The organism is Burkholderia sp. MSh2 (assembly GCF_000731655.1).
GTDB classification, from domain to species: Bacteria; Pseudomonadota; Gammaproteobacteria; order Burkholderiales; family Burkholderiaceae; genus Burkholderia; species Burkholderia paludis.
In genome coordinates this window covers 137,162-158,074 of record NZ_JPGM01000004.1, presented here as the reverse complement: position 1 = coordinate 158,074, position 20,913 = coordinate 137,162, and the positions used below count along the sequence as shown (strand labels likewise).

The following is a 20,913-nucleotide window of genomic DNA, read 5'->3' as shown; positions in this document are numbered from 1 at the left end:
GGTGCGTCAGCCGTCCACCCAGCGCAGCGCGCCGATCTTCAGGTGATCGACGACGCTGCGCGCCCAGTCGAGCTCCGCATTGAGCAGCACGAGCGCGTGTTCGTTCTGCAGCAGGAACAGGCGCGACACCTGCTCGGCCTGCGCGGCGTTGCGCAACGCTTCCAGGCGCCCGCGTTCGGCATCGAGCCGGGTAATCCGAAGCTCGAGCTGGTGCCGGGCATCTTCGGCGTCGAGCAACGGCAGGAAGGCGAGCCCCGCGCCGAATGCCGGAAATTCACGGGCGGGCTCCGCGAGCAGCGCATGCAGCCACGCCTGCCCCGCCGTGTGCCCGGCCTCGGTGAGCGCATAGAGCGTGCGCTCCGGAAACGCGCCGTCGCGCTCGGTGTCGTGCACGACGATCAGCCCGTCGCGCAGCAGCCGGTCGATCGTCTGGTAGAGGCTCGTGCGTTGCCGCACGTTGACGACTTCGTCGTACCCGCGCGACTTCAGTTGCTGCAGCATCCCGTAGGGATGCATGGGCGCTTCGGTGAGCGTCGCGAGGACGGCCAGCGCGAGAGGGGACGGACGACTTGCGGGCATGAATAGTTATATAAAATCTAGTAAGAATATAACTATTTTCATCCAGACTATCTTGTTTTACAAGGGTTTCAGCCGAGGTGCGAGCGCTTCGCGGCCGGCGCGACCGTTTCCATCGTCGCAAGACCATGCACGATGCCGCAATCCTCGACCGAATGCTCACCGACGCACTGGCGGCGCAATTCGGTGAGCTGGTCGCGCAGATGCGTGAGTTCCGCGAGGCGCGCGTCGACGTGCCCGATGTGTTCGTCCAGCAGGGTGTTGATCGAATCGCACGGGTCGGCCGGCGTGTCGGTGAGCTGCAGCAGCGCGCGAATCTCGTCGTGCGCCATGTCGAGCGCGCGGCAGTTGCGGATGAAGCGCAGCCGTTCGACGTGCACGTCGGTGTAGTTGCGGTAATTCGAGTCGGTGCGCTCCGCATCCGGCATCAGCCCCTCTTTCTCGTAGAAGCGGATCGTTTCGGTCGTGCAGCGGGCCGCCTTGGCCAGTTCGCCGATCTTCATGTCTTTCTCCCGTGCAAGGGTTGACCTTGTAGTGGCTTCAGGGTGTTAACTCTACACCGTCAAGCCATCAAGGAGGTTGTCATGACCGATGCCCAGCGTACCCACGACCCACGACACCGTCATGCCGACGGCGCCGATACGTGCTGCGCCGACCCGCGCGACACGCAATTGGCGACCGTTGCCGACGCGGCGCCGGCGGCCGGCGAGCGCGCGCACGGCAAGGCCGCATCGAGCGGCCACGACCATGACCACGATCACGATCACGGCCGTGCTCACGGCGACGCGCATGCGCATGGCGCGGCGTGCTCGCACGGTCACGCCGCCCACGGCGACGAAGATCACGACCACGACCACGGGCACGCACACGGCGACGCGCATGTGCACGGTGCCGCGTGCTCGCACGATCACGCCGCGCATGGCGATGAAGATCATGGTCACGGGCATGCGCACGGCGACACGCATGTGCATGGCGCCTCGTGCGCGCACGGCCACACGGCGCATGACCATGCCGGTCACGACCACGACCACGACCACGACCACGACCACGACCACGACCACGACCACGACCACGACCACGACCACGACCACGACCACGCGGCCGGCGCCTGCTGCGCGCCCGCTGCGCTGACGCTCGCGCCGCTGCCGGTTGCGCAGGCGACCGCGTCGGGCCACGTGCGCTCCGCGTTCCGGATCATGCAGATGGACTGCCCGACCGAGGAAACGCTGATCCGCAAGAAGCTCGGCGGGATGAGCGAAGTGTCGGCGCTGGAATTCAACCTGATGCAGCGGATGCTGACCGTCGAGCACGTGCCGGGCGCCCAGCCGGCGATCGAAAGCGCAATCCGCACGCTCGGGATGACGCCCGAGGCCGCGACGGCCGGCGCGCCGGCGGCGCGCGTCGCCGATGCGCCCGCGAAGCCGTGGTGGCCGCTGGCGCTGGCCGGCGTCGCCGCGATCGCGTCGGAGGGCGCGACGTGGGCCGGCCTGCCCGTGTGGCTCGCGGCGGCGCTCGCGCTCGTGGCGGTGCTCGCGTGCGGGCTCACGACGTATAAGAAGGGCTGGATCGCGATTCGCAACGGCAACCTGAACATCAACGCGCTGATGAGCATCGCGGTGACGGGCGCGATGGCGATCGGCCAGTGGCCCGAGGCCGCGATGGTGATGGTGCTCTTCACGATCGCCGAACTGATCGAGGCGAAGTCGCTCGACCGTGCGCGCAACGCGATCCAGGGCCTGATGCAGCTCGCGCCGGACACCGCGACCGTACAGGACGCCGACGGCTCGTGGCGCACGATCGAGGCCGCGCAGGTCGCCCTCGGGGCGGTCGTGCGCGTGAAGCCGGGCGAGCGGATCGGGCTGGACGGCGAAGTCGTGGCGGGCCGCTCGACGGTCAACCAGGCGCCGATCACCGGCGAGAGCCTGCCCGTCGAGAAGGCGGCCGGCGACGCCGTGTACGCGGGCACGATCAACGAATCGGGCTCGTTCGAATACCGCGTGACGGCCGTCGCGGCCAACTCGACGCTCGCACGGATCATCCACGCGGTCGAGGAAGCGCAGGGCGCGAAGGCGCCGACGCAGCGCTTCGTCGACCAGTTCGCGCGCGTCTATACGCCGATCGTGTTCGCGGTCGCGCTGCTGGTCGCGGTGGTGCCGCCGCTCGTCGCGGGCGGCGCATGGCACGACTGGATCTACCGCGCGCTGGTGCTGCTCGTGATCGCCTGCCCGTGCGCACTGGTGATCTCGACGCCGGTGACGATCGTGTCGGGGCTCGCGGCCGCGGCGCGACGCGGGATTCTCGTGAAGGGCGGCGTCTATCTGGAAGAAGGGCGCAAGCTCGCGTGGCTCGCGCTCGACAAGACCGGCACGATCACGCACGGCAAGCCGGTGCAGACCGACTTCGACCTGCATGCGACCGACGCCGACGCGGCGCGGGTCCGGCACCTCGGCGCGAGCCTTGCGGCGCGCTCCGATCACCCGGTGTCGCAGGCCATCGCGGCCGCGGCCCGCGAGGCCGGCACGACGGCCTTCGCCGATGTGAAGGATTTCGAAGCGATCGTCGGGCGCGGCGTGCGCGGCACGATCGACGGCGCGCGCTACTGGCTCGGCAACCACCGCCTCGTCGAGGAGCTCGAGCGCTGCTCGCCGGCGCTCGAAGCGAAGCTCGACGCGCTCGAGCGGCAAGGCAAGAGCGTCGTGGTGCTGGTCGACGAGGCGCGCGTGCTCGGCATCTTCGCCGTGGCCGACACGATCAAGGATACGAGCCGCGAGGCGATCGCCGATCTGCATGCGCTCGGCATCCGCACCGCGATGCTGACGGGCGACAACCCGCACACCGCGCAGGCGATCGCACGGCAGGCCGGCATCGACGACGCGCGCGGCAACCAGTTGCCGGAAGACAAGCTCGCGGCGGTCGAGGAGCTGGCGGCAGGCGGGGCCGGCGCGGTCGGGATGGTCGGCGACGGGATCAACGATGCGCCGGCGCTCGCGCGCGCCGACATCGGTTTCGCGATGGGCGCGATGGGCACCGACACGGCGATCGAGACGGCCGACGTCGCGCTGATGGACGACGACCTGCGCAAGATTCCCGCGTTCGTGCGGCTGTCGCGCGCGACGCATCGCGTCCTGGTGCAGAACATCGGCTTCGCGCTCGGCGTGAAGATCGTGTTCCTCGGCCTCACGGTCGCGGGGCTCGGGACGATGTGGATGGCGGTCTTTGCCGACGCGGGCGCAAGCCTGATCGTCGTGGCCAACGGCTTGCGGCTGCTGTCGTCCTCGGGGGCGTTCGGCGGGGCACAGGCCAAGCGTTGAGGAGCGGGCGATGAGCTTTCTGAAACGAATCCTGGGCGGCCATGGTGGCGGTCATGGCAGCGGGCACGGCAACGGCGGCTACGGCAGCCATGGCGGCGGGCAACACGGCGGGGCGGGCCGGGACGTGCACGGCGGCCACGAGGCGCGCGGCCGCGATCGCCACGGCTGGGGCTGGCAGGCGCCGGCCGACACCGCTCGCGGGCAGGGCGCCAACGTACCGCTGCGGCAGCTCGCGTGCGCGGGCTGCGGCGCGCTCAACGCGGCCGATGCGCGGTTCTGCACGCAGTGCGGCGCGGCGCAACGCAGCAAGGCCTGCAGCCGTTGCCATACCGCGCTGGCGGCCGATACGCGCTTCTGTCCCGGCTGCGGTACGCCGGCCGCGTAAGCACCCGCCGTACCGCGCGTGCGCGCCGGCCGCGCCTGAGCGCGGGCCGGCGCGGGCCGTTCGACGGCCGGCGCACCGGCCCGTCGATCAGCGCAACGGCAGGTGGATTTCGGTGCGCAGGTCGGCCGGCGCCGTGTCCATCGGCGTATTCAGGTACAGCTCGAACGGCGGCGCGTCGGCGGCCTCGCGGCCCGAGTGCCGCAGCCAGTCGCCGTAGAGCCACTGGTAGGCCGGCTTCAGGTCCGCATACGGCCCCGTATGCAGCAGCACCGCGTATTCGCCGCCCGCTACCGTCACGCGCTCCACCGGCGGCACGGGCTCGACGTCCGGCGCACCGCCGGCCGGCATGAAACAGGCGCGGGCGCGCAACTGCGCTTCGGGCGTCGTGTCGGGGTTGTCGTAGAAAATGCCGACCATCTTCGCGCCGGGCCCGATCAGCCCGTGCTGCCCGACCCACATGCCGATCCGCATGAACGCTTCGCTGACCTTCATGTACGGGCCCGTGTGGGCGATCGCGTAGCCGTGCAACGCCGGCAACCGCCGGATCTCGACTTTGTGCTCGAACATCTCTTCTCCTCCTCTCCGTCATGGATGGGTTGGCCGGCGCACGCCCGTGCGTCGCGCGATTCCGTCGATCGGCCACGCTGCGCGCACGAGATCTTCGGGCGCATGTATGGGTTCACGATCCGCATAGCCGCCGCACCGTCGGCGCGCCCGGCCCGCCATACGGCGTGCGATGGACGCACCGCCGCCGGCGACAGGGGGCGACAGCCCCGCGACGTCGGCGATCCGGCGCGCATTTCGTCCGTCATCGGCGTGCCCGGGCCGGAACCGAGGTCACGGTAGCACGCCCGGACTGCATGAATCTTGCGGAAATGCGATGGAGTAACGAAATCAGGCCCTTTTTATTTCGCCGAAATGGGGTCTCGCCCCCCTGCGATCTATGACTAAAGTTAAAGACGGTGAAATCGGGTGATCGCGTCATTTTTCTCGGGTAAGTTGCTCCGTCCGGGCCGCATGTTTTTAGAAGTACGCAGGGAGTTCGTCGATTTTCAATCGCAACACCACGTTTCGGGAGAACAAGAAATGGATGCTTCCAGCTTCATCACGTCGTTGCAGACCACGCTAGGGGGGTATCTGCCCAAGATCGCCGGCGCGATCGGCATCCTGGTGATCGGCTGGCTGATCGCCGTCGTGGTGCGGGCCGGCGCGATGCGCCTGCTCGGCGCGCTGAAGGTCGACCAGCGGATCAACGAAAGCACCGGCCAGGGCGCATGCGTCGAGCGCATCATCGCGGGCGGCCTGTTCTGGCTCGTGCTGCTGGTCACCGCGGTGGGCATCTTCAACGTGCTCAACCTGTACGCGGTCTCCAACCCGTTCTCGCTGCTCATCACGCACATCGTCAACTACCTGCCGAACCTGATCGGCGGCGCCGCGCTGACGCTGATCGCGTGGCTCATCGCGTCGCTGCTGCGCAGCCTCGCGAACCGCGCGCTGAAGGCGAGCAAGATCGACGACAAGTTGTCCGAGGGCGCCGGCATGCAGCCGATGAGCGGCTATCTCGGCGACGTGCTGTTCTGGCTCGTGATCCTGATGTTCCTGCCGGCGATCCTCGCGTCGTTCGCGCTGTCGGGCCTGCTGTCGCCGGTGCAGGGGATGGTCGACAAGCTGCTCGCGATCGTGCCGAACCTGTTCGCGGCCGCGGTGATCGGCTTCGTCGGCTGGGTCGTCGCGCGGGTGCTGCGCGGCCTCGTGACGAACCTGCTCGTCGCCGCCGGCGCCGACCGCCTCACGCAGCGTCTCGAGAGCCCGACGCCCGTGCGCGTATCGAGCCTGATCGGCACGATCGTCTACGTGTTCGTGTTCGTGCCGACGCTGATCTCCGCGCTCGACGCGCTGAAGATCGACGCGATCTCGGTGCCGGCCACCAACATGCTGAACCAGTTCCTCGGCGCGGTGCCGGACATCGTCGCGGCGATCGTGATCGTGCTGGTGACGTTCTACTTCGCACGCTTCGTCGCGGCGCTCGCGCAGAAGCTGCTGGAAGCCGCCGGCGCCGACGGGCTGCCGGCCGTGCTCGGCGTCGAGCGCGTGTTCTCGGGAATCCTGCAGCCGTCGGTGCTGGCGGCGCGGCTGATCGTGTTCTTCGCGATGCTGTTCGCGTCGGTCGAGGCCGCGAACCGGCTCGGCTTCTCGCAGGTGCGCGACGTCGTCACGCTGTTCATCGAGTTCGGCGGCCACGTGCTGACCGGCGGCGTGATCCTCGTGATCGGCGTGTGGCTCGCGGGCCTCGCGCGCCGCGTGATCGAGCAGGCCGACCGCGAGCACAGCGTGCTGTTCGCGCGCATCGCGCAATTCGCGATCCTCGGCCTCGTGTTCGCGATGGGGCTGCGCGCGATGGGCATCGCGAACGAAATCGTCCAGCTCGCGTTCGGCCTCGTGCTCGGTGCGATCGCGGTGGCGGTGGCGCTGTCGTTCGGCCTCGGCGGCCGCGAAGCGGCAGGCAAGCTGCTCGACCGCTGGTTCAACCAGCGCGGCGGCGGCCAGTAAGCCGGCAATCCGGCCGTCTCGCACGGCCGGGGCGCGGACCGCGGCCGACGTTTCCGTCAGCGAAATGTCAGCCGCGGTCTTTGCCGAATTTCGATAACACGTCGTTTAATGACTCTCTAGCATCGATTCTCAGTTGCGCTGGCCGGCAGGCCCGGCGCCTTTGAGGAGAGCGTCCGATGAAAGCAGAGTCGAATGGCCGGCCCGCCGCCGGCGTCAGGTCGTCTGGCCAGCCCGCGTTGCAGCAGACGCTCGGGACCTGGCAACTGTGGGGCATTGCGGTCGGCCTCGTGATTTCCGGCGAATACTTCGGCTGGAGTTACGGCTGGGCGAGCGCCGGCACACTGGGCTTCGTCGTCACCGCGCTGTTCGTCGCGGCGATGTACACGACCTTCATCTTCAGTTTCACCGAGCTGACCACGTCGATCCCGCATGCGGGCGGCCCGTTCGCGTATGCGCGCCGCGCGTTCGGCCCGACGGGCGGCTATCTCGCCGGCGCCGCGACGCTCGTCGAGTTCGTGTTCGCGCCGCCCGCGATCGCGCTGGCGATCGGCGCCTACCTGCACGTGCAGTTTCCCGGCCTCGAGCCGAAGCACGCGGCGATGGGCGCGTATCTCGTGTTCATGGCGCTGAACATCGTCGGCGTGCAGATCGCGGCGACCTTCGAACTGGTCGTCACGCTGCTGGCGATCTTCGAGCTGCTGGTGTTCATGGGCGTCGTGTCGCCGGGCTTCGCGTGGAGCAACTTCATGAAGGGCGGCTGGTCGGGCGCCGATCATTTCAGCGTGGGCGCGTTCCACGGGATGTTCGCGGCGATCCCGTTCGCGATCTGGTTCTTCCTCGCGATCGAAGGCGTCGCGATGGCCGCCGAGGAAGCGAAGAACCCGAAGCGCTCGATCCCGATCGCGTACGTGGCCGGGATCCTGACCCTCGTCGCGCTCGCGATCGGCGTGATGGTGTTCGCCGGCGGCGCGGGCGACTGGACCAAGCTCGCGAACATCAACGATCCGCTGCCGCAGGCGATGAAGTACATCGTCGGCGCGAACAGCGGCTGGATGCACATGCTGGTGTGGCTCGGGCTGTTCGGGCTGGTCGCGTCGTTCCACGGGATCATCCTCGGCTATTCGCGCCAGATCTTCGCGCTGGCCCGTGAAGGCTACCTGCCGGAGTGGCTCGGCAAGGTGCATCCGCGCTTCAAGACCCCGCACCGCGCGATTCTCGCGGGCGGCGTGGTCGGCATCGCGGCGATCTACAGCGACGAGCTGATCCAGTTCGGCGGGCAGACGCTGACCGCGAATATCGTGACGATGTCGGTATTCGGTGCGATCGTGATGTATATCGTGAGCATGGCGTCGCTGTTCAAGCTGCGCCGCTCGCAGCCGAACATGGCGCGGCCGTTCCGCGCGCCGCTGTACCCGATCTTCCCGGCCTTCGCGATCCTGGCCGCGCTCGTGTGTCTCGCTACGATGGTGTACTTCAACGGGCTGGTCGCGCTGGTGTTCCTGGGCTTCCTCGCGTTCGGCTACGCGTACTTCCTCGCGACCCGTTCGCAGCGCGAGAGTGCGCCGGGCGACGCGCTGCTGGAGGAGTGAGCATGGCGAAGGTGACAGGCCGTTCCTGACGGCATCCGGCGCGCCCCGTCGAACGGGCGCGCCGTCGGCGTTTGGCAAGGAAGGAGATTCGCACGATGTCCTATACGGAGACGATCGGCCCGCGCACGTACCGCTTCGCGGACCTGAAGACGCTGCTCGCGAAGGCGAGCCCGCTGCGTTCCGGCGACCAGCTCGCCGGTGTCGCCGCGGCGAGCGAGGAAGAGCGCGTCGCCGCGAAGATCGCGCTCGCGGGCGTGCCGCTGAAGGCATTCCTGAACGAGGCGCTCATCCCGTACGAAGACGACGAGGTCACGCGCCTCATCGTCGACACGCACGACGCGCCCGCATTCGCGGAAATCTCGCACCTGACGGTCGGCGATTTCCGCAACTGGCTGCTGTCGCCCGCGGCCGACGGCGCGGCGCTGGAACGGATCGCGCCGGGCCTCACGCCGGAGATGGTCGCGGCCGTGTCGAAGCTGATGCGCAACCAGGACCTGATCGTGGCCGCGCGCAAGCGCCGCGTGGTCACGCGCTTTCGCAACACGGTCGGGCTGGCCGGCCGGATGTCGGTGCGGCTGCAGCCGAACCACCCGACCGACGACGTGAAGGGCATCGCCGCGTCGATGCTCGACGGGCTGATGTACGGCTGCGGCGACGCGATGATCGGCATCAACCCGGCCACCGACAGCCTCGCGGCGATCGTGAAGCTGCTCGCGATGATCGACGGGTTTCGCGAACGCTACGGCGTGCCGACGCAGTCGTGCGTGCTCACGCACGTGACCAACACGATCGCCGCGATCGAGCAGGGCGCGCCGGTCGACCTCGTGTTCCAGTCGATCGCGGGCACCGAGAAGGCGAACGCGAGCTTCGGCATCTCGCTCGCGCTGCTCGGCGAGGCGCGCGACGCCGCGCTGTCGCTGCGGCGCGGCACGATCGGCAACAATCTCATGTACTTCGAGACGGGCCAGGGCAGCGCGCTGTCGGCGAACGCGCATTTCGGCGTCGACCAGCAGACCTGCGAAGTGCGCGCATACGCGGTGGCGCGCAGGTTCGAGCCGTTCCTCGTGAACACGGTCGTCGGCTTCATCGGGCCCGAATACCTGTACGACGGCAAGCAGATCATCCGCGCGGGGCTCGAGGATCACTTCTGCGGGAAGCTGCTCGGCGTGCCGATGGGCTGCGACATCTGCTACACGAACCACGCGGAAGCCGACCAGGACGACATGGACACGCTGCTGACGCTGCTCGGCGCGGCCGGCATCAACTTCATCATGGGCATTCCCGGCGCGGACGACGTGATGCTGAACTACCAGAGCACGTCGTTCCACGATCAGCTGTATGTGCGCGAGGTGCTCGGCCTGCGCCGCGCGCCGGAATTCGAGGAGTGGCTGGAGACGATGGAAATCGCCGATGCGCACGGCGCATTGCGCAGCGCGACGGCGCGCGTGCCGCTGCTGGCGGGCGCGACCGACTGGATGGGGTTGTCCGCATGAGCGACGCCGTCGAAAAGAACCCGTGGGCGCAGCTGAAGTCGTTCACGCAGGCGCGGATCGCGCTCGGCCGCGCGGGCAACAGCCTGCCGACCGCGCCGCTGCTCGCGTTCAACCTGTCGCACGCGCAGGCGCGCGACGCGGTGCACCAGCCGCTCGACGTGGACGCGCTGCGGCGCGCGCTCGACGCGGCCGGCTTCGCGACGCTCGGCGTGCAAAGCGCCGCGCCCGATCGCCAGCATTACCTGCGCCGGCCCGACCTCGGCCGCAAGCTGTCCGATGACGGGCGCGCGCTGCTGGCCGACTACGGTGCGGCGCTCGACGAGGCGCCCGACATCGTGTTCGTGGTCGGCGACGGGCTGTCGGCGTTTGCTGCCGCGAAACAGGCGCTGCCGCTGCTCGACGCGGTGCGGCCCAGGCTCGACCGGGACGGCTGGCGGATCGGCCCGGTGGTGGTGGCGACCCAGGCGCGCGTCGCGCTGGGCGACGAGATCGGCGAGCTGCTGCGCGCGAAGCTCGTCGCGATACTGATCGGCGAACGGCCGGGGCTCAGCTCGCCGGACAGCCTCGGCGTGTATCTGACCTGGGCGCCGCGGGTCGGGTGTCACGACGCGTTGCGCAACTGCATCTCGAACGTGCGGCCCGAAGGGCTGCCGTACGCGGCGGCCGCGCACAAGCTGCATTACCTGATGACGCATGCGCGCAGGCTCCGGCTGACGGGCGTCGGGCTGAAGGACGACAGCGACGCGCTGCTGCCGCAGGCGGAAGCGGAGCGGATCGCGGCGGACTGACGAGGGCGGCGGGCGCGGGGCGGCCGTCGTTCGGTTCGAGCCGCCCGCGCGCCGCCCGCGCGCCGGCTGTCGGGGCCTTCGCCCTCCGGCTATTTGAACAGCCGGTCGCACAGGAAATCGACGAACACACGCAGCTTCGGCGACAGCAGCCGGCTCGAGGGCCACACGATCGAGAACTGCCCCGGCGCGATCCGGAAGTCGTCGAGCACGGTGACGAGCGCGCCGTGCTCGAGCGCGTCGCGGGCGAGGAAGTCGGGCATGTAGCCGATGCCGAGCCCCGCGAGCACGCTGCCGCGCAGCGCCTCCATGTTGTTGCAGGTCAGCGCGGTGTGCAGCTTCAACGGCGTGCCGTCGGCGGCCGCGAGCGCCCAGTCCTGCAGCTTGCCGGTGGTCGGGAAGCAGTAGCGCACGCATGCATGCGCTTCCAGGTCGCGCGGCGCGCGCGGCGTGCCGGCCCGCGCGAGATAGGCGGGCGTTGCGCACAGTACGAATGCGAACGGGCCGAGCCGCCGCGACATCAGGCGCGAATCGGACAGCGGGCCGCTGCGGATCACCGCGTCGAAGCCGCCTTCGACGACGTCGACCATCCGGTCGTTGAAATCGAGATCCAGCTCGACATCCGGGTAGCGTTGCTGAAACTCGGGCAGCACGGGCAGCAGGAAGCGATAGCCGATCACCGGCAGGCTCACGCGCAGCTTGCCGCGCGGGCGCTGCGCCGAGGCCGTCACCGTCGCCTCCGCATCGCGGAAATCCTCGAGGATCCGCTGGCAGCGCTCGTGGAAATGCCGCCCCTCTTCGGTGAGCGTGACGCGCCGCGTCGTGCGGTTGAACAGCCGCACGCCGAGCGACTGCTCGAGTTTCGCGATCGTCTTGCCGACCGCCGACGCCGAGATGCCGAGCGTGCGGCCGGCCGCGACGAAGCTCAGCGCCTCGGCGGTGCGGACGAACGCGACGATGCCGGTCAGGTTTTCCATCGTAGGGCGGGCGCCGGGCGGCGCGGCGGATGAATTGCGGAATTCTAGTCCGTTATATGCGGAGTTTCGCGTGGTTTTTCGTAGATTGAATCGGATTTATCGTCTGTCGCTCTGACGGCGCATCCGCGCCGGTTTTTCGAGGAGCGATGATGGATCACCCTGTTTCAGGCGCTTCGGCCCGCTCGGCGCACCGGCGCGCATGGGTACTGGCTGCCGTCTGCCTGGCCGCCGTCGCGCTGCCGCTGTCGTTCTCGGGCGGCGCGGTCGCGACGCCGGCGATCGGCCGCGACCTGCATGGCGGCACGGTCGCGATGAACTGGATCACCAACGCGTTCATGCTCGCGTTCGGCAGTTGCCTGATGGCGGCGGGCGCGCTGGCCGACCAGTTCGGCCGCAGGCGCGTGTTCGCGATCGGCGTCGGCGGTTTCACGCTGATGTCGGTCGCGCTGGCGTTCGCGCCGTCGATGCTCGCGGTGGACCTGCTGCGCGCGGCGCAGGGGCTCGCGGCAGCCGCCGCGCTGGCGGGCGGCACGGCCGCGCTTGCGCAGGCGTTCGACGGCGCGGCGCGCACGCGCGCGTTCAGCCTGCTCGGCACGACCTTCGGGATCGGGCTCGCGTTCGGGCCCGTGCTGGCCGGCGGCCTGATCGGGCATTACGGCTGGCGCGCGATCTTCGTCACGAGCGCGGTGGCCGGCGTGCTGTCGCTCGGGTTCGGCCTGCCGCGCATGCAGGAGTCACGCGACCCGCACGCGACGGGGCTCGACTGGCCCGGCACGATCACCTTCACGGCCGCGCTCACGCTGTTCACGTTCGGCGTGATCGAGGCGCCCGCGCGCGGCTGGACGAGCGCGCCCGTGCTTGCGCTGCTGGCCGGCGCGGCGCTCGGGGCGGGCGCGTTCGTGGCGATCGAGATGCGCGTCGCGCGGCCGATGCTCGACCTGTCGCTGTTTCGCATCGCCCGCTTCGTCGGCGTGCAGGTGCTGCCGGTGTCGACCTGCTGCTGCTACATCGTGCTGCTGGTCGTGTTGCCGCTGCGATTCATCGGCATCGACGGCTTCAGCGAGATCGACGCCGGCTGGCTGATGCTCGCGATTTCCGCGCCGATGCTGGTCGTGCCGCTCGTCGCGGCGACGCTCACGCGCTGGCTGTCGGCCGGCGTGATCTCGGGGCTCGGGCTCCTGATCGCGGCGGCCGGGCTCGTGTGGCTGGGCGTCGCGCTGCGCGGCGGCGCGGGGCCCGCGGCGATCGCGCCGATGCTCGTGATCGGCATCGGCGCCGGCATGCCGTGGGGGCTGATGGACGGGTTGTCGGTGAGCGTCGTGCCGAAGGAGCGTGCGGGGATGGCGACCGGGATCTTCAGCACGACGCGCGTGGCCGGAGAAGGCATCGCACTCGCGATCGCGGGCGCGGTGCTGGCCGCGCTCGCGCAGACGGGGCTGCGCCACGCGGCGGGCGCGGCCGGTACGCCCGACGCGGCGCTGCGTGCGGCGGCGCGGCTCGCGACCGGCGACCTCGCGGGTGCGGCGGCGGCGCTGCCGGGCGCCGGTCACGCGCTGCTGCTCGCGAGCTATACCCATGCGTTCGATCGGCTGCTGACCGGGCTGGCCATTGTCACCGTGCTGTGCGCGGCAGTGGTGTTCGCGTTTCTTGGCGGCCGCCCGGCGGCTGCCGAAGCGGGCGGCGCTGCCGACGGTCCGGCGCAGGCCGACGAGCCGGCGCGCGACCGGATCGACGCGGCGTGCGCCGAGGCGCACGGGCGCTAGGTATCGCGCTGCCGCGCATGGCGGCGTGGGCCGCAGTTGTCGGAACGCCGCCGGATACCGGCACGGCCGCGTTCGAGCGCCGGCGGGCCCGCCGTGCGCATCAAGCCGGCACGAGCGGCGGCAGCGCCGGATCCGCGCGAGCCTGAGCCCGCTCCACGTCGACCACGACATGCCGCCGCGCGTCGGGCCACAGGTGCGCGCGGCTTGCCACGTGCTCGTCGATCGTCGCGCGGCCCTGCACGAGCCAGGTCGTCTGGCGCACGAAGTCGACGAACAGCAGCGCGATCGCCGGATTCACCAGCAGGTTGCCGATCGTGTTGAACAGGTTGTTGCCCGCGAAGTCGGGCAGCACGAGCGTGCGGCGGTCGGGCAGGTCGACGAGCGGCTCGTACGAACCGTCGGCGCGCCGCTGGCGGCCGCGGTACGAGCAGTCGCCGTTGCCCGCCGCATCGGCGGTCGCGACGATCAGGAACGCCTGCTCGCGGATGAACGCGATCGCGTCGTCGGTCAGGGGGCCGGAGTCGCTCATGGCGTCGGGCGGCGTGAACGCCGCGGCAAGGGGATGCGCGATCCGCACGCAAGCGCCATGCCACGGGCGGCGGCCCGCAGCGCGTGAGGCTGCCGGTGCGCACTGTGCCGAATCCGAACACCGGCCGCGCCGTTGCGCAGTCGCACTGTTCAGAAACGGCGCACCCGCCGTGCTGCGCGAATGAACACCGCACGGCACGCACGCGGGGCGGCCGTTGCCGTCGCGCCTTCGCGGCGTGCCGGCCCCGTTTGGCACGCATGTTGCGTTAACGCATGCAGCGCGATCCAACCGGCGCTGTACTCACACAAGCACGATGAACAGGAGACATGTATGAACCCGTTTGACCTGAAACAACTGGGCCTCGACGTCGAATATCCGTACCGCCAGCAGTACGACAACTACATCGGCGGCAAGTGGGTTCCGCCGGCGAAGGGCGAGTACTTCGAGAACGTGTCCCCGATCAACGGCCAGCCGTTCTGCCGCGTGCCGCGCTCGGGCGCAGACGATATCGAGCTGGCGCTCGACGCCGCGCATGCCGCGCGCCGCAAGTGGGGCAAGACCTCGGTGGCCGAGCGCGCGAACCTGCTGCTCGCCGCCGCCGACCGGATGGAAAAGAACCTGAAGCTGCTGGCCGTGGCCGAGACGATCGACAACGGCAAGCCGCTGCGCGAGACGATGGCGGCCGACCTGCCGCTCGCGATCGACCACTTCCGCTACTTCGCCGGCTGCATCCGCGCGCAGGAAGGCGGCATCTCCGAAATCGACGACAACACCGTCGCGTACCATTTCCACGAGCCGCTCGGCGTCGTCGGCCAGATCATTCCGTGGAACTTCCCGCTGCTGATGGCCGCGTGGAAGCTCGCGCCGGCGCTCGCGGCCGGCTGCTGCGTGGTGATGAAGCCGGCCGAGCAGACGCCCGCGTCGGTGCTGGTGCTGATGGAGCTGATCGGCGACCTGTTCCCGGCCGGCACGATCAATATCGTGAACGGCTTCGGCAAGGAAGCGGGCGAAGCGCTCGCAACCAGCAAGCGCATCGCGAAGATCGCGTTCACGGGCTCGACGCCGGTCGGCAAGCACATCCTGCGCGCGGCGGCCGACAGCCTGATTCCGTCGACGGTCGAACTGGGCGGCAAGAGCCCGAACATCTTCTTCGCCGACGTGCTCGACCAGGACGACGCGTTCCTCGACAAGGCGCTCGAGGGGCTCGCGATGTTCGCGCTGAACCAGGGCGAAGTGTGCACGTGCCCGTCGCGGATCCTGATCCAGGAATCGATCTACGAGCGGTTCATCGAGAAGGCCGTCGCGCGCGTCGAGCGCATCAAGGCCGGCCACCCGCTCGACCTGCAGACGATGATCGGCGCGCAGGCGTCGCAGCAGCAGCTCGACAAGATCCTGTCGTACATCGACATCGGCCGCGGCGAAGGCGCGCAATGCCTGACGGGCGGCGAGCGCACGGCGCCGGCCGCCGAGCTCGGCACGGGCTACTACGTGAAGCCGACGATGCTGCTCGGCAACAACAAGATGCGCGTGTTCCAGGAAGAGATCTTCGGGCCGGTTGCGTCGGTGATGACCTTCAAGGACGAGCAGGACGCGATCGAACTCGCGAACGACACGTTCTACGGGCTCGGCGCGGGCGTGTGGACGCGCAACGGCACGCGGGCGTACCGGATGGGCCGCGAGGTCGAGGCCGGGCGGGTGTGGACCAACTGCTACCACCTGTACCCCGCGCACGCGGCGTTCGGCGGCTACAAGCAGTCGGGGATCGGCCGCGAGACGCACAAGATGGCGCTGTCGAACTACCAGCAGACGAAGTGCCTGCTGGTCAGCTATCAGGCCGAGGCGCTCGGGTTCTTCTGAGCAACCGGGGCGGCGCGAGGCGACGGGGCCGACTGGCCGGCACGCAGGGCCGGCCGGTACGGTCGCGGACGTGCGACGGCGACGCGCGCGGCACTCCGGCCGCGCCCGTCGCCCGACGGTCGGAGGCATGTGCCCGGCCGTCGGGCGGTGCGCGGCGGGACGGGCGCACGCGCCGGCCATCCGCATGCCGCGCCGCTTCCGCTCCCGACATCCGACTGACACCCGGCGTCGGCCGTGCCGCGTCGCGGCGGGCGCCGGCAACGACACCGGCAGCCGCCCGCTCGCGGCGACACGGCGCGCCGAGGTCCGTGAAGGCAACCCAGCATGGCAGAACCGCCCCGATCCTTTCCGCGCCACCCCGTATTCCACCCGGGCGAACTCGACGCACAGCACCGCTTCGGCGTCGCGGACGAAGCCGAGGGGATGAGCGACGTGGTGACGACGCGCGTGAGCATCGGCGTGCGGCAGTTCGTCGAATCGCAGCCGTTCATGTTCGTCGGCGTCGCAGGCGGCGCGCACGCCCCGCTGACCTGCGACATCGTGCAGAGCCTGCGCGATGCGAACGGCGAGCTATTGCCGGTGGTCCGCGTGATCGACACGAAGACGCTGCGCTTCGCGCTGCCGGCACGCGGCGACGGTGGCCGGATCGATGCGATCGCATGCGACGGCAGCGGCGTCGGGTTGCTGTTCGTCGATTTCGTGCGCGGTATCCGCTACCGGATCAACGGCCGCGCGACGCTGCGCGCCGATCTGCGCGATGCGGACGCGGCGCCCTGGCCGGCCGGCAGCGAGATCGTCGAGCTGGCGGTCGCGCAGGCGTACGGCAACTGCGGCACCCGGGTCGTGCGGCTGAAGCCGGCCGGGTAGCCGACCGCCGGCGGCGGCCGGCATGCGCGGTCGTCGCGCCGTTCGCACCGGCGGCGTGCGCGGCGCGCCGCCTCCGGGTGCGCGCGGCGGGCGCGCACCGGCCGGGCAGCCCGGCATGACGGGCCGCCCGCCGCAATGCGCCGTTCGGCACGGGACTTGCGTGACACACGCGGTTCCGCGCAGTGAGGGAGGACACGATGGATCGACACGTGGCGAGTATCGAGGAACCGACGGCCGAAGACACGCGTCGCAACGCGCAGGGCGACGACGCGCTGGCGGGGCAGGCCGTCGTCAGCGTCGCGCACGACGCGGACGAGCAGGCTCGCAACCTGATCGGCTGGCGGCAGACCTACGACCAGCTCGCGGCCGGCCGCTTCGTCGGCACGCTGACCGAGCTGCCGCTCGACACGATGAAGCTGTTTCGCGAATCGACGAGCCACTTGCTGCGCCAGGCGTGCGAGGTGCGCGGCGATGCGTACTGGTTCGGCATCCCGCTCGTGTGCGACGGCGCCGCGCGCGTCGATACCTGCCGCATCGGGCCCGGCGCGCTGGCGTTCCGGCCCGGCAACGTCGAATTCGAACTGGTGACGCCCGCGCAGTTCTCGATCTACGGCGTCGTCGTGCGCGGCGACGTGTTGCGCCGCTATGCGGAGGACGTCGAATGCCGCGCGCTCGACGAGCGGCTGTTCACGCAACCGGTGATGCAGGTCGGCGATACGCGGCTCGGGCGCCTGTGCGCGTTGCTCGGCAGCCGGCTCGACGGCGCGGTGGCGATGGCCGGCCCGCTCGCCGGCGTGCAGCGCGACGACCTGCAGGCCGAGGTGCTGGCCGCGCTGTTCGACGTGTGCGCGCAACCGGCCGACGACGGTGCCGGCCGCGCGCCGTCGATGCGCCGCTGGATCGTCGAGCAGGCGCGCGATTACGTGCTCGCGCACCGCACGCGCCCGGTCGGCGTGCCCGAGCTGTGCGAGCAGTTGCATGTGAGCCGGCGCACGCTGCAGTACTGCTTCCAGGACGTGCTCGGGATGGCGCCCGCGACTTACCTGCGCACGCTGCGGCTGAACGGTGCGCGGCGCGATCTGTGCGGCCGCGCGGCCGGCTCGGTGCAGGATGTCGCGGCGGCCTGGGGCTTCTGGCATCTCAGCCAGTTCGCGACCGATTACCGCCGGCTGTTCGGCAAGCGTCCGTCGGAAACGCTGCGCGATCGCGCGGCGACGGTCGCGGCGGGGTGACGGGAACGGTGCGGCCGGCGCGCCGCGCCGGGGCGAATCATCCGGCCGGCGTCGCGGCCGCGCGCGGCAACGGCCAGGCGATCGCGTTCCAGTCGATCGCCCGGTAAGCGGCTTCGACCGCCGCGAGATCGGCCGGCTGCTCGCTGCGATGCACCCCGCGCAATTCGACCGGCATGTCGAGCGCGACCGCCACGCAATGCGGATAGTCGCGCACGCGCAGCACCGGCCCGATCGTCGTGAAGCACGCGAGCGTCGGCACGTCGAAACCGTCCGCGAGATGCGGCGCGACCGTATCGGACGCGAACAGCAGGCTGGCGCCCTTGATCCACGCAATGAGTCGTGCGATATCGAGGGGCGCCCCGGCACTCACGTCGAGATACGCGGGATGCGCGACGGGCCCGAACCCGACCACCGGCAATCCGTAGCGCTGCACGAGCAGCTCGACGAACGACGCACGCAGCGCGGGCGGCACGCTGCGCACCGCGGTGGTCGCGGTCGAGCAGAACAGCGCATACGGGCGCCGCCATCCCGACGGCAACCCCGGCAGCGGCAGCCGCGCGAGCCAGCGGTTGCGCTTGGCCGACGCCGGTATCGACGCGGGTTCCACGCCGAGCGCGTCGAGGAAGAAATCGATCATCGGCAGCCGCGCGAACGCGGGCCAGTACAGGTGATTGCCGACGTCGACGCACGGCGCACCCGCGGGCAGCGCGTCAGCGGGGCAGGGCAGCGCGCGCGACGGCGCGACGACGCCGGCCGCGAGCGTGTAGAGCGCGTCGACATAGTGCGGCGCGCGGGCCGGCCGGTACAGCGTGAAACACAGGCCCGGATGTGCCGCCCGCAGCGCGGCGAGGGCCGTGAGCCCGATCACCGAATCGCCGAGCGTGACGCCCATCCCGTTGATCACGTGCACGTGCCGTGCGCCGTCGTAGTCGAGCCGGAACGGCCGGGACGCGGCATGCAGCAGGCCGCAGGCGGGCGCGGCCGGCACATGGCCGACGGCGCGCACGTTGTCTTGCTCGAGGTCGTAAGGCGCGACGAGCGTGCCGTCCGGCGCGAGCAGCGTGCCGGGGAGCGCGAGCGCCTCGTCGTGCGACAGCACGACGGCGGGCGGCGCGGCACGCGTGCCCATGGTCAGCCGTCGCGCGCGCGGCGGCCCTGCTCGCGAATCTGTTCGAGCGTCGCGGCCGGCGTGCTGGCGTTCTGCGGAATGCGGATCTCGATCAGCGCGGGCCGTCCGCAGGTCAGCGCGCGTTCGAGCGCGGGCGCGAAATCGGCGGTGCGCTCGACCGTCTCGCCATGCGCGCCGAACGCGCGCGCATAGGCGGCGAAATCGGGGTTGGTAAGCCCCGTGCCATGCACGCGCCCCGGATAGTTGCGCTCCTGATGCATGCGGATCGTGCCGAAATGCCCGTTGTTGACGACGATTGCGACGATGTTCAGCCCGTACTGCATCGCGGTCGCGAGCTCGTTGCCGGCCATCATGAAGCAGCCGTCGCCCGCGAGCGCGACGACGGTGCGCGACGGATACAGCGACTTCGCGGCGAGCGCCGCGGGAAGCCCGTAGCCCATCGCGCCGCTCGTCGGCGCGAGCTGCGAGCGGAAGTGACGGTACGCGAAGTGGCGGTGCAGCCAGATCGCGTAGTTGCCGGCGCCGTTGGTCAGGATCGCGTCGTGCGGCAGGCGCTCGCGCAACTGCACCATCACGTCGCCGAGCTGGACGTCGCCGGGCATCGGCAGCGGTGCATGCCATTCGCGATACGCGCGATGCGCGTCCGCGGCCGTGCCGGCCCAGGCGGGCCGCTCGGGCGGTTCGAGCGCGGCGAGCGGCGCGGCGATCTCGGGCATCCCCGAGACGATCGGCAGGTCGGCCGCATACACGCGGCCGAGTTCGTCAGCGCCCTGGTGCACGTGGATCAGCGTCTGGTGCGTCTTCGGGATGTCGAGCAGCGTGTAGCCGCCGGTCGTCGCCTCGCCGAGGCGCGGCCCGATCGCGAGCAGCAGGTCGGCGTCGCGGATGCGCTTCGCGAGCGCGGGATTGATCCCGAGCCCGACGTCGCCCGCGTAATTCGGATGTGCGTTGTCGATCGTGTCCTGATAGCGGAACGCACAGGCGACCGGCAGTTGCCAGCGCTCGACGAAGGTGCGCAGGTTCGCGCACGCGTCGGGCGTCCAGCCGCTGCCGCCGACCAGGGCGAACGGCCGCTCCGCGCGTGCGAGCCGCTCGCGCAGCTCGTCGATCTGCGCGGCCGACGGCGCGGCCGCGACGCGCTTCGCGGCCGGCACGACGGGCCGCGCCGCGCATGCGTCCGACAGCACGTCCTCCGGCAGCGCCAGCACGACCGGGCCGGGCCGGCCGGAGGTCGCGACGTGGAACGCATGGCTCAGGTATTCGGGTACGCGGCGCGGGTCGTCGATCTGCGCGACCCATTTGGCCATCTGGCCGAACATCCGCCGGTAGTCGATTTCCTGGAAGGCTTCGCGGTCGAGGTGCTCGCGCGCGCACTGGCCGATGAACAGGATCATCGGCGTCGAATCCTGGAACGCGGTGTGCACGCCGATCGATGCGTGGGTCGCACCGGGCCCGCGCGTGACGAACGCGATGCCGGGGCGGCCGGTCAGCTTGCCGACGGCCTCGGCCATGTTCGCGGCAGCCGCCTCGTGGCGGCAGACGATCGTCTGGATGCGCTCGGTATCGTCCGACAGCGCATCGAGTACGGCGAGGAAACTCTCGCCCGGCACGCAGAACACGCGTTCGACGTGATTGGCGAGCAACGCATCGACGAGCAGTCGCGCGCCGGTGGTGGCGCGCGGCTCGACATCCTTGGAATGCGACATGGGCTGCCGTCTCCCTGGGTAGCGGGATGTACAGCTTACGCCTGTCGGCGGGGCGCTGAAAAGTGTCGGACCGCGGCTTGATCCGGACACTGCGTCGCCATGTCGCTCGGCGCCGCCCGCGTGACCTGCCACGGGCGGGATTTTTGCCGGCCATCCGGGGCCGC

At 70.3% G+C, this 20,913-nt stretch carries 17 protein-coding genes and 1 pseudogene; 10 read left to right on the top strand and 8 right to left on the bottom strand.

The genetic code is table 11. From position 1 onward, the window contains the following. Positions 1 to 6 precede the first annotated feature (6 nt). From GQ57_RS03220 to GQ57_RS43575, 3 genes are all read right to left on the bottom strand, one after another. Complete coding sequence (locus GQ57_RS03220; protein ID WP_034197063.1) at positions 7 to 579, bottom strand: PadR family transcriptional regulator; 573 nt, start codon at positions 577 to 579, stop codon at positions 7 to 9. Positions 580 to 647: 68 nt separating this feature from the next. Beyond that, positions 648 to 1,079, bottom strand: coding sequence for a Cd(II)/Pb(II)-responsive transcriptional regulator (gene cadR / locus GQ57_RS03215; protein WP_031397062.1), 432 nt, complete (start codon positions 1,077 to 1,079; stop codon positions 648 to 650). Positions 1,080 to 1,130: 51 nt separating this feature from the next. After that, positions 1,131 to 1,547 (bottom strand): hypothetical protein, encoded by a 417-nt coding sequence (locus GQ57_RS43575; RefSeq protein WP_235215012.1) that lies wholly within the window; start codon positions 1,545 to 1,547, stop codon positions 1,131 to 1,133. On the opposite strand from GQ57_RS43575, the gene GQ57_RS03210 reads away from it, so the two are divergent. Both GQ57_RS03210 and GQ57_RS03205 read left to right on the top strand, forming a co-directional pair. Further along, positions 1,542 to 3,887 carry a heavy metal translocating P-type ATPase gene (locus GQ57_RS03210; protein WP_235215011.1) on the top strand — a complete coding sequence of 782 codons (2,346 nt, stop codon included), beginning with the start codon at positions 1,542 to 1,544 and terminating at the stop codon, positions 3,885 to 3,887. The two genes, GQ57_RS43575 and GQ57_RS03210, sit on opposite strands and share 6 nt — an antisense overlap. A 10-nt stretch (positions 3,888 to 3,897) precedes the next feature. Further along, positions 3,898 to 4,272, top strand: a complete 375-nt coding sequence (locus GQ57_RS03205; RefSeq protein ID WP_034197061.1) for a zinc ribbon domain-containing protein — start codon at positions 3,898 to 3,900, stop codon at positions 4,270 to 4,272. Between the two features lie 87 nt (positions 4,273 to 4,359). Here the strand turns inward: GQ57_RS03205 and GQ57_RS03200 are convergent. After that, positions 4,360 to 4,893, bottom strand: a pseudogene (locus GQ57_RS03200) (AraC family transcriptional regulator); the annotation flags it as partial. Between the two features lie 465 nt (positions 4,894 to 5,358). On the opposite strand from GQ57_RS03200, the gene GQ57_RS03195 reads away from it, so the two are divergent. From GQ57_RS03195 to eutC, 4 genes are all read left to right on the top strand, one after another. Further along, on the top strand, positions 5,359 to 6,822 hold the full coding sequence (locus GQ57_RS03195) for a mechanosensitive ion channel (RefSeq protein ID WP_031397059.1): 1,464 nt from the start codon (positions 5,359 to 5,361) through the stop codon (positions 6,820 to 6,822). Between the two features lie 176 nt (positions 6,823 to 6,998). Further along, positions 6,999 to 8,411 carry an ethanolamine permease gene (eat, locus tag GQ57_RS03190; protein WP_031397058.1) on the top strand — a complete coding sequence of 471 codons (1,413 nt, stop codon included), beginning with the start codon at positions 6,999 to 7,001 and terminating at the stop codon, positions 8,409 to 8,411. A 95-nt stretch (positions 8,412 to 8,506) separates the two neighbouring features. After that, complete coding sequence (locus GQ57_RS03185) at positions 8,507 to 9,904, top strand: ethanolamine ammonia-lyase subunit EutB (RefSeq protein ID WP_031397057.1); 1,398 nt, start codon at positions 8,507 to 8,509, stop codon at positions 9,902 to 9,904. Further along, positions 9,901 to 10,692 (top strand): ethanolamine ammonia-lyase subunit EutC, encoded by a 792-nt coding sequence (eutC, locus tag GQ57_RS03180; RefSeq protein ID WP_031397056.1) that lies wholly within the window; start codon positions 9,901 to 9,903, stop codon positions 10,690 to 10,692. Before GQ57_RS03185 ends, eutC begins: the two co-directional genes overlap by 4 nt. Positions 10,693 to 10,781: 89 nt before the next feature. Here eutC and GQ57_RS03175 read toward each other — a convergent pair whose 3' ends face one another. Next, positions 10,782 to 11,666: a LysR family transcriptional regulator gene (locus GQ57_RS03175; protein WP_031397055.1), complete on the bottom strand. Its 885-nt coding sequence runs from the start codon at positions 11,664 to 11,666 to the stop codon at positions 10,782 to 10,784. 149 nt (positions 11,667 to 11,815) lie between these two features. Here GQ57_RS03175 and GQ57_RS03170 point away from each other — a divergent pair, with 149 nt between their 5' ends. Next, a complete protein-coding gene (locus GQ57_RS03170; RefSeq protein WP_034197060.1) occupies positions 11,816 to 13,429 on the top strand; it encodes an MFS transporter in 1,614 nt (537 codons plus the stop codon). A 100-nt stretch (positions 13,430 to 13,529) separates the two neighbouring features. On the opposite strand, the gene GQ57_RS03165 is transcribed toward GQ57_RS03170, so the two are convergent. Continuing rightward, positions 13,530 to 13,958 carry a pyridoxamine 5'-phosphate oxidase family protein gene (locus GQ57_RS03165; RefSeq protein WP_034197059.1) on the bottom strand — a complete coding sequence of 143 codons (429 nt, stop codon included), beginning with the start codon at positions 13,956 to 13,958 and terminating at the stop codon, positions 13,530 to 13,532. A gap of 330 nt (positions 13,959 to 14,288) precedes the next feature. Here GQ57_RS03165 and exaC point away from each other — a divergent pair, with 330 nt between their 5' ends. From exaC to GQ57_RS03150, 3 genes are all read left to right on the top strand, one after another. Beyond that, on the top strand, positions 14,289 to 15,815 hold the full coding sequence (gene exaC, locus GQ57_RS03160; RefSeq protein WP_034197058.1) for an acetaldehyde dehydrogenase ExaC: 1,527 nt from the start codon (positions 14,289 to 14,291) through the stop codon (positions 15,813 to 15,815). 324 nt (positions 15,816 to 16,139) lie between these two features. Then, positions 16,140 to 16,682 (top strand): hypothetical protein, encoded by a 543-nt coding sequence (locus GQ57_RS03155; RefSeq protein WP_034197057.1) that lies wholly within the window; start codon positions 16,140 to 16,142, stop codon positions 16,680 to 16,682. Positions 16,683 to 16,879: 197 nt separating this feature from the next. Next, on the top strand, positions 16,880 to 17,914 hold the full coding sequence (locus GQ57_RS03150; protein ID WP_031397053.1) for a helix-turn-helix domain-containing protein: 1,035 nt from the start codon (positions 16,880 to 16,882) through the stop codon (positions 17,912 to 17,914). 37 nt (positions 17,915 to 17,951) lie between these two features. Here the strand turns inward: GQ57_RS03150 and GQ57_RS03145 are convergent, their stop codons facing one another. Together GQ57_RS03145 and GQ57_RS03140 are read right to left on the bottom strand one after the other, a co-directional pair. After that, entirely contained in the window at positions 17,952 to 19,049 is a 1,098-nt protein-coding gene (locus GQ57_RS03145) for a glycosyltransferase family 9 protein (protein ID WP_034197096.1), read from the bottom strand. Then, on the bottom strand, positions 19,046 to 20,749 hold the full coding sequence (locus GQ57_RS03140) for a thiamine pyrophosphate-binding protein (protein ID WP_034197056.1): 1,704 nt from the start codon (positions 20,747 to 20,749) through the stop codon (positions 19,046 to 19,048). Before GQ57_RS03140 ends, GQ57_RS03145 begins: the two co-directional genes overlap by 4 nt. Positions 20,750 to 20,913: the final 164 nt, after the last annotated feature.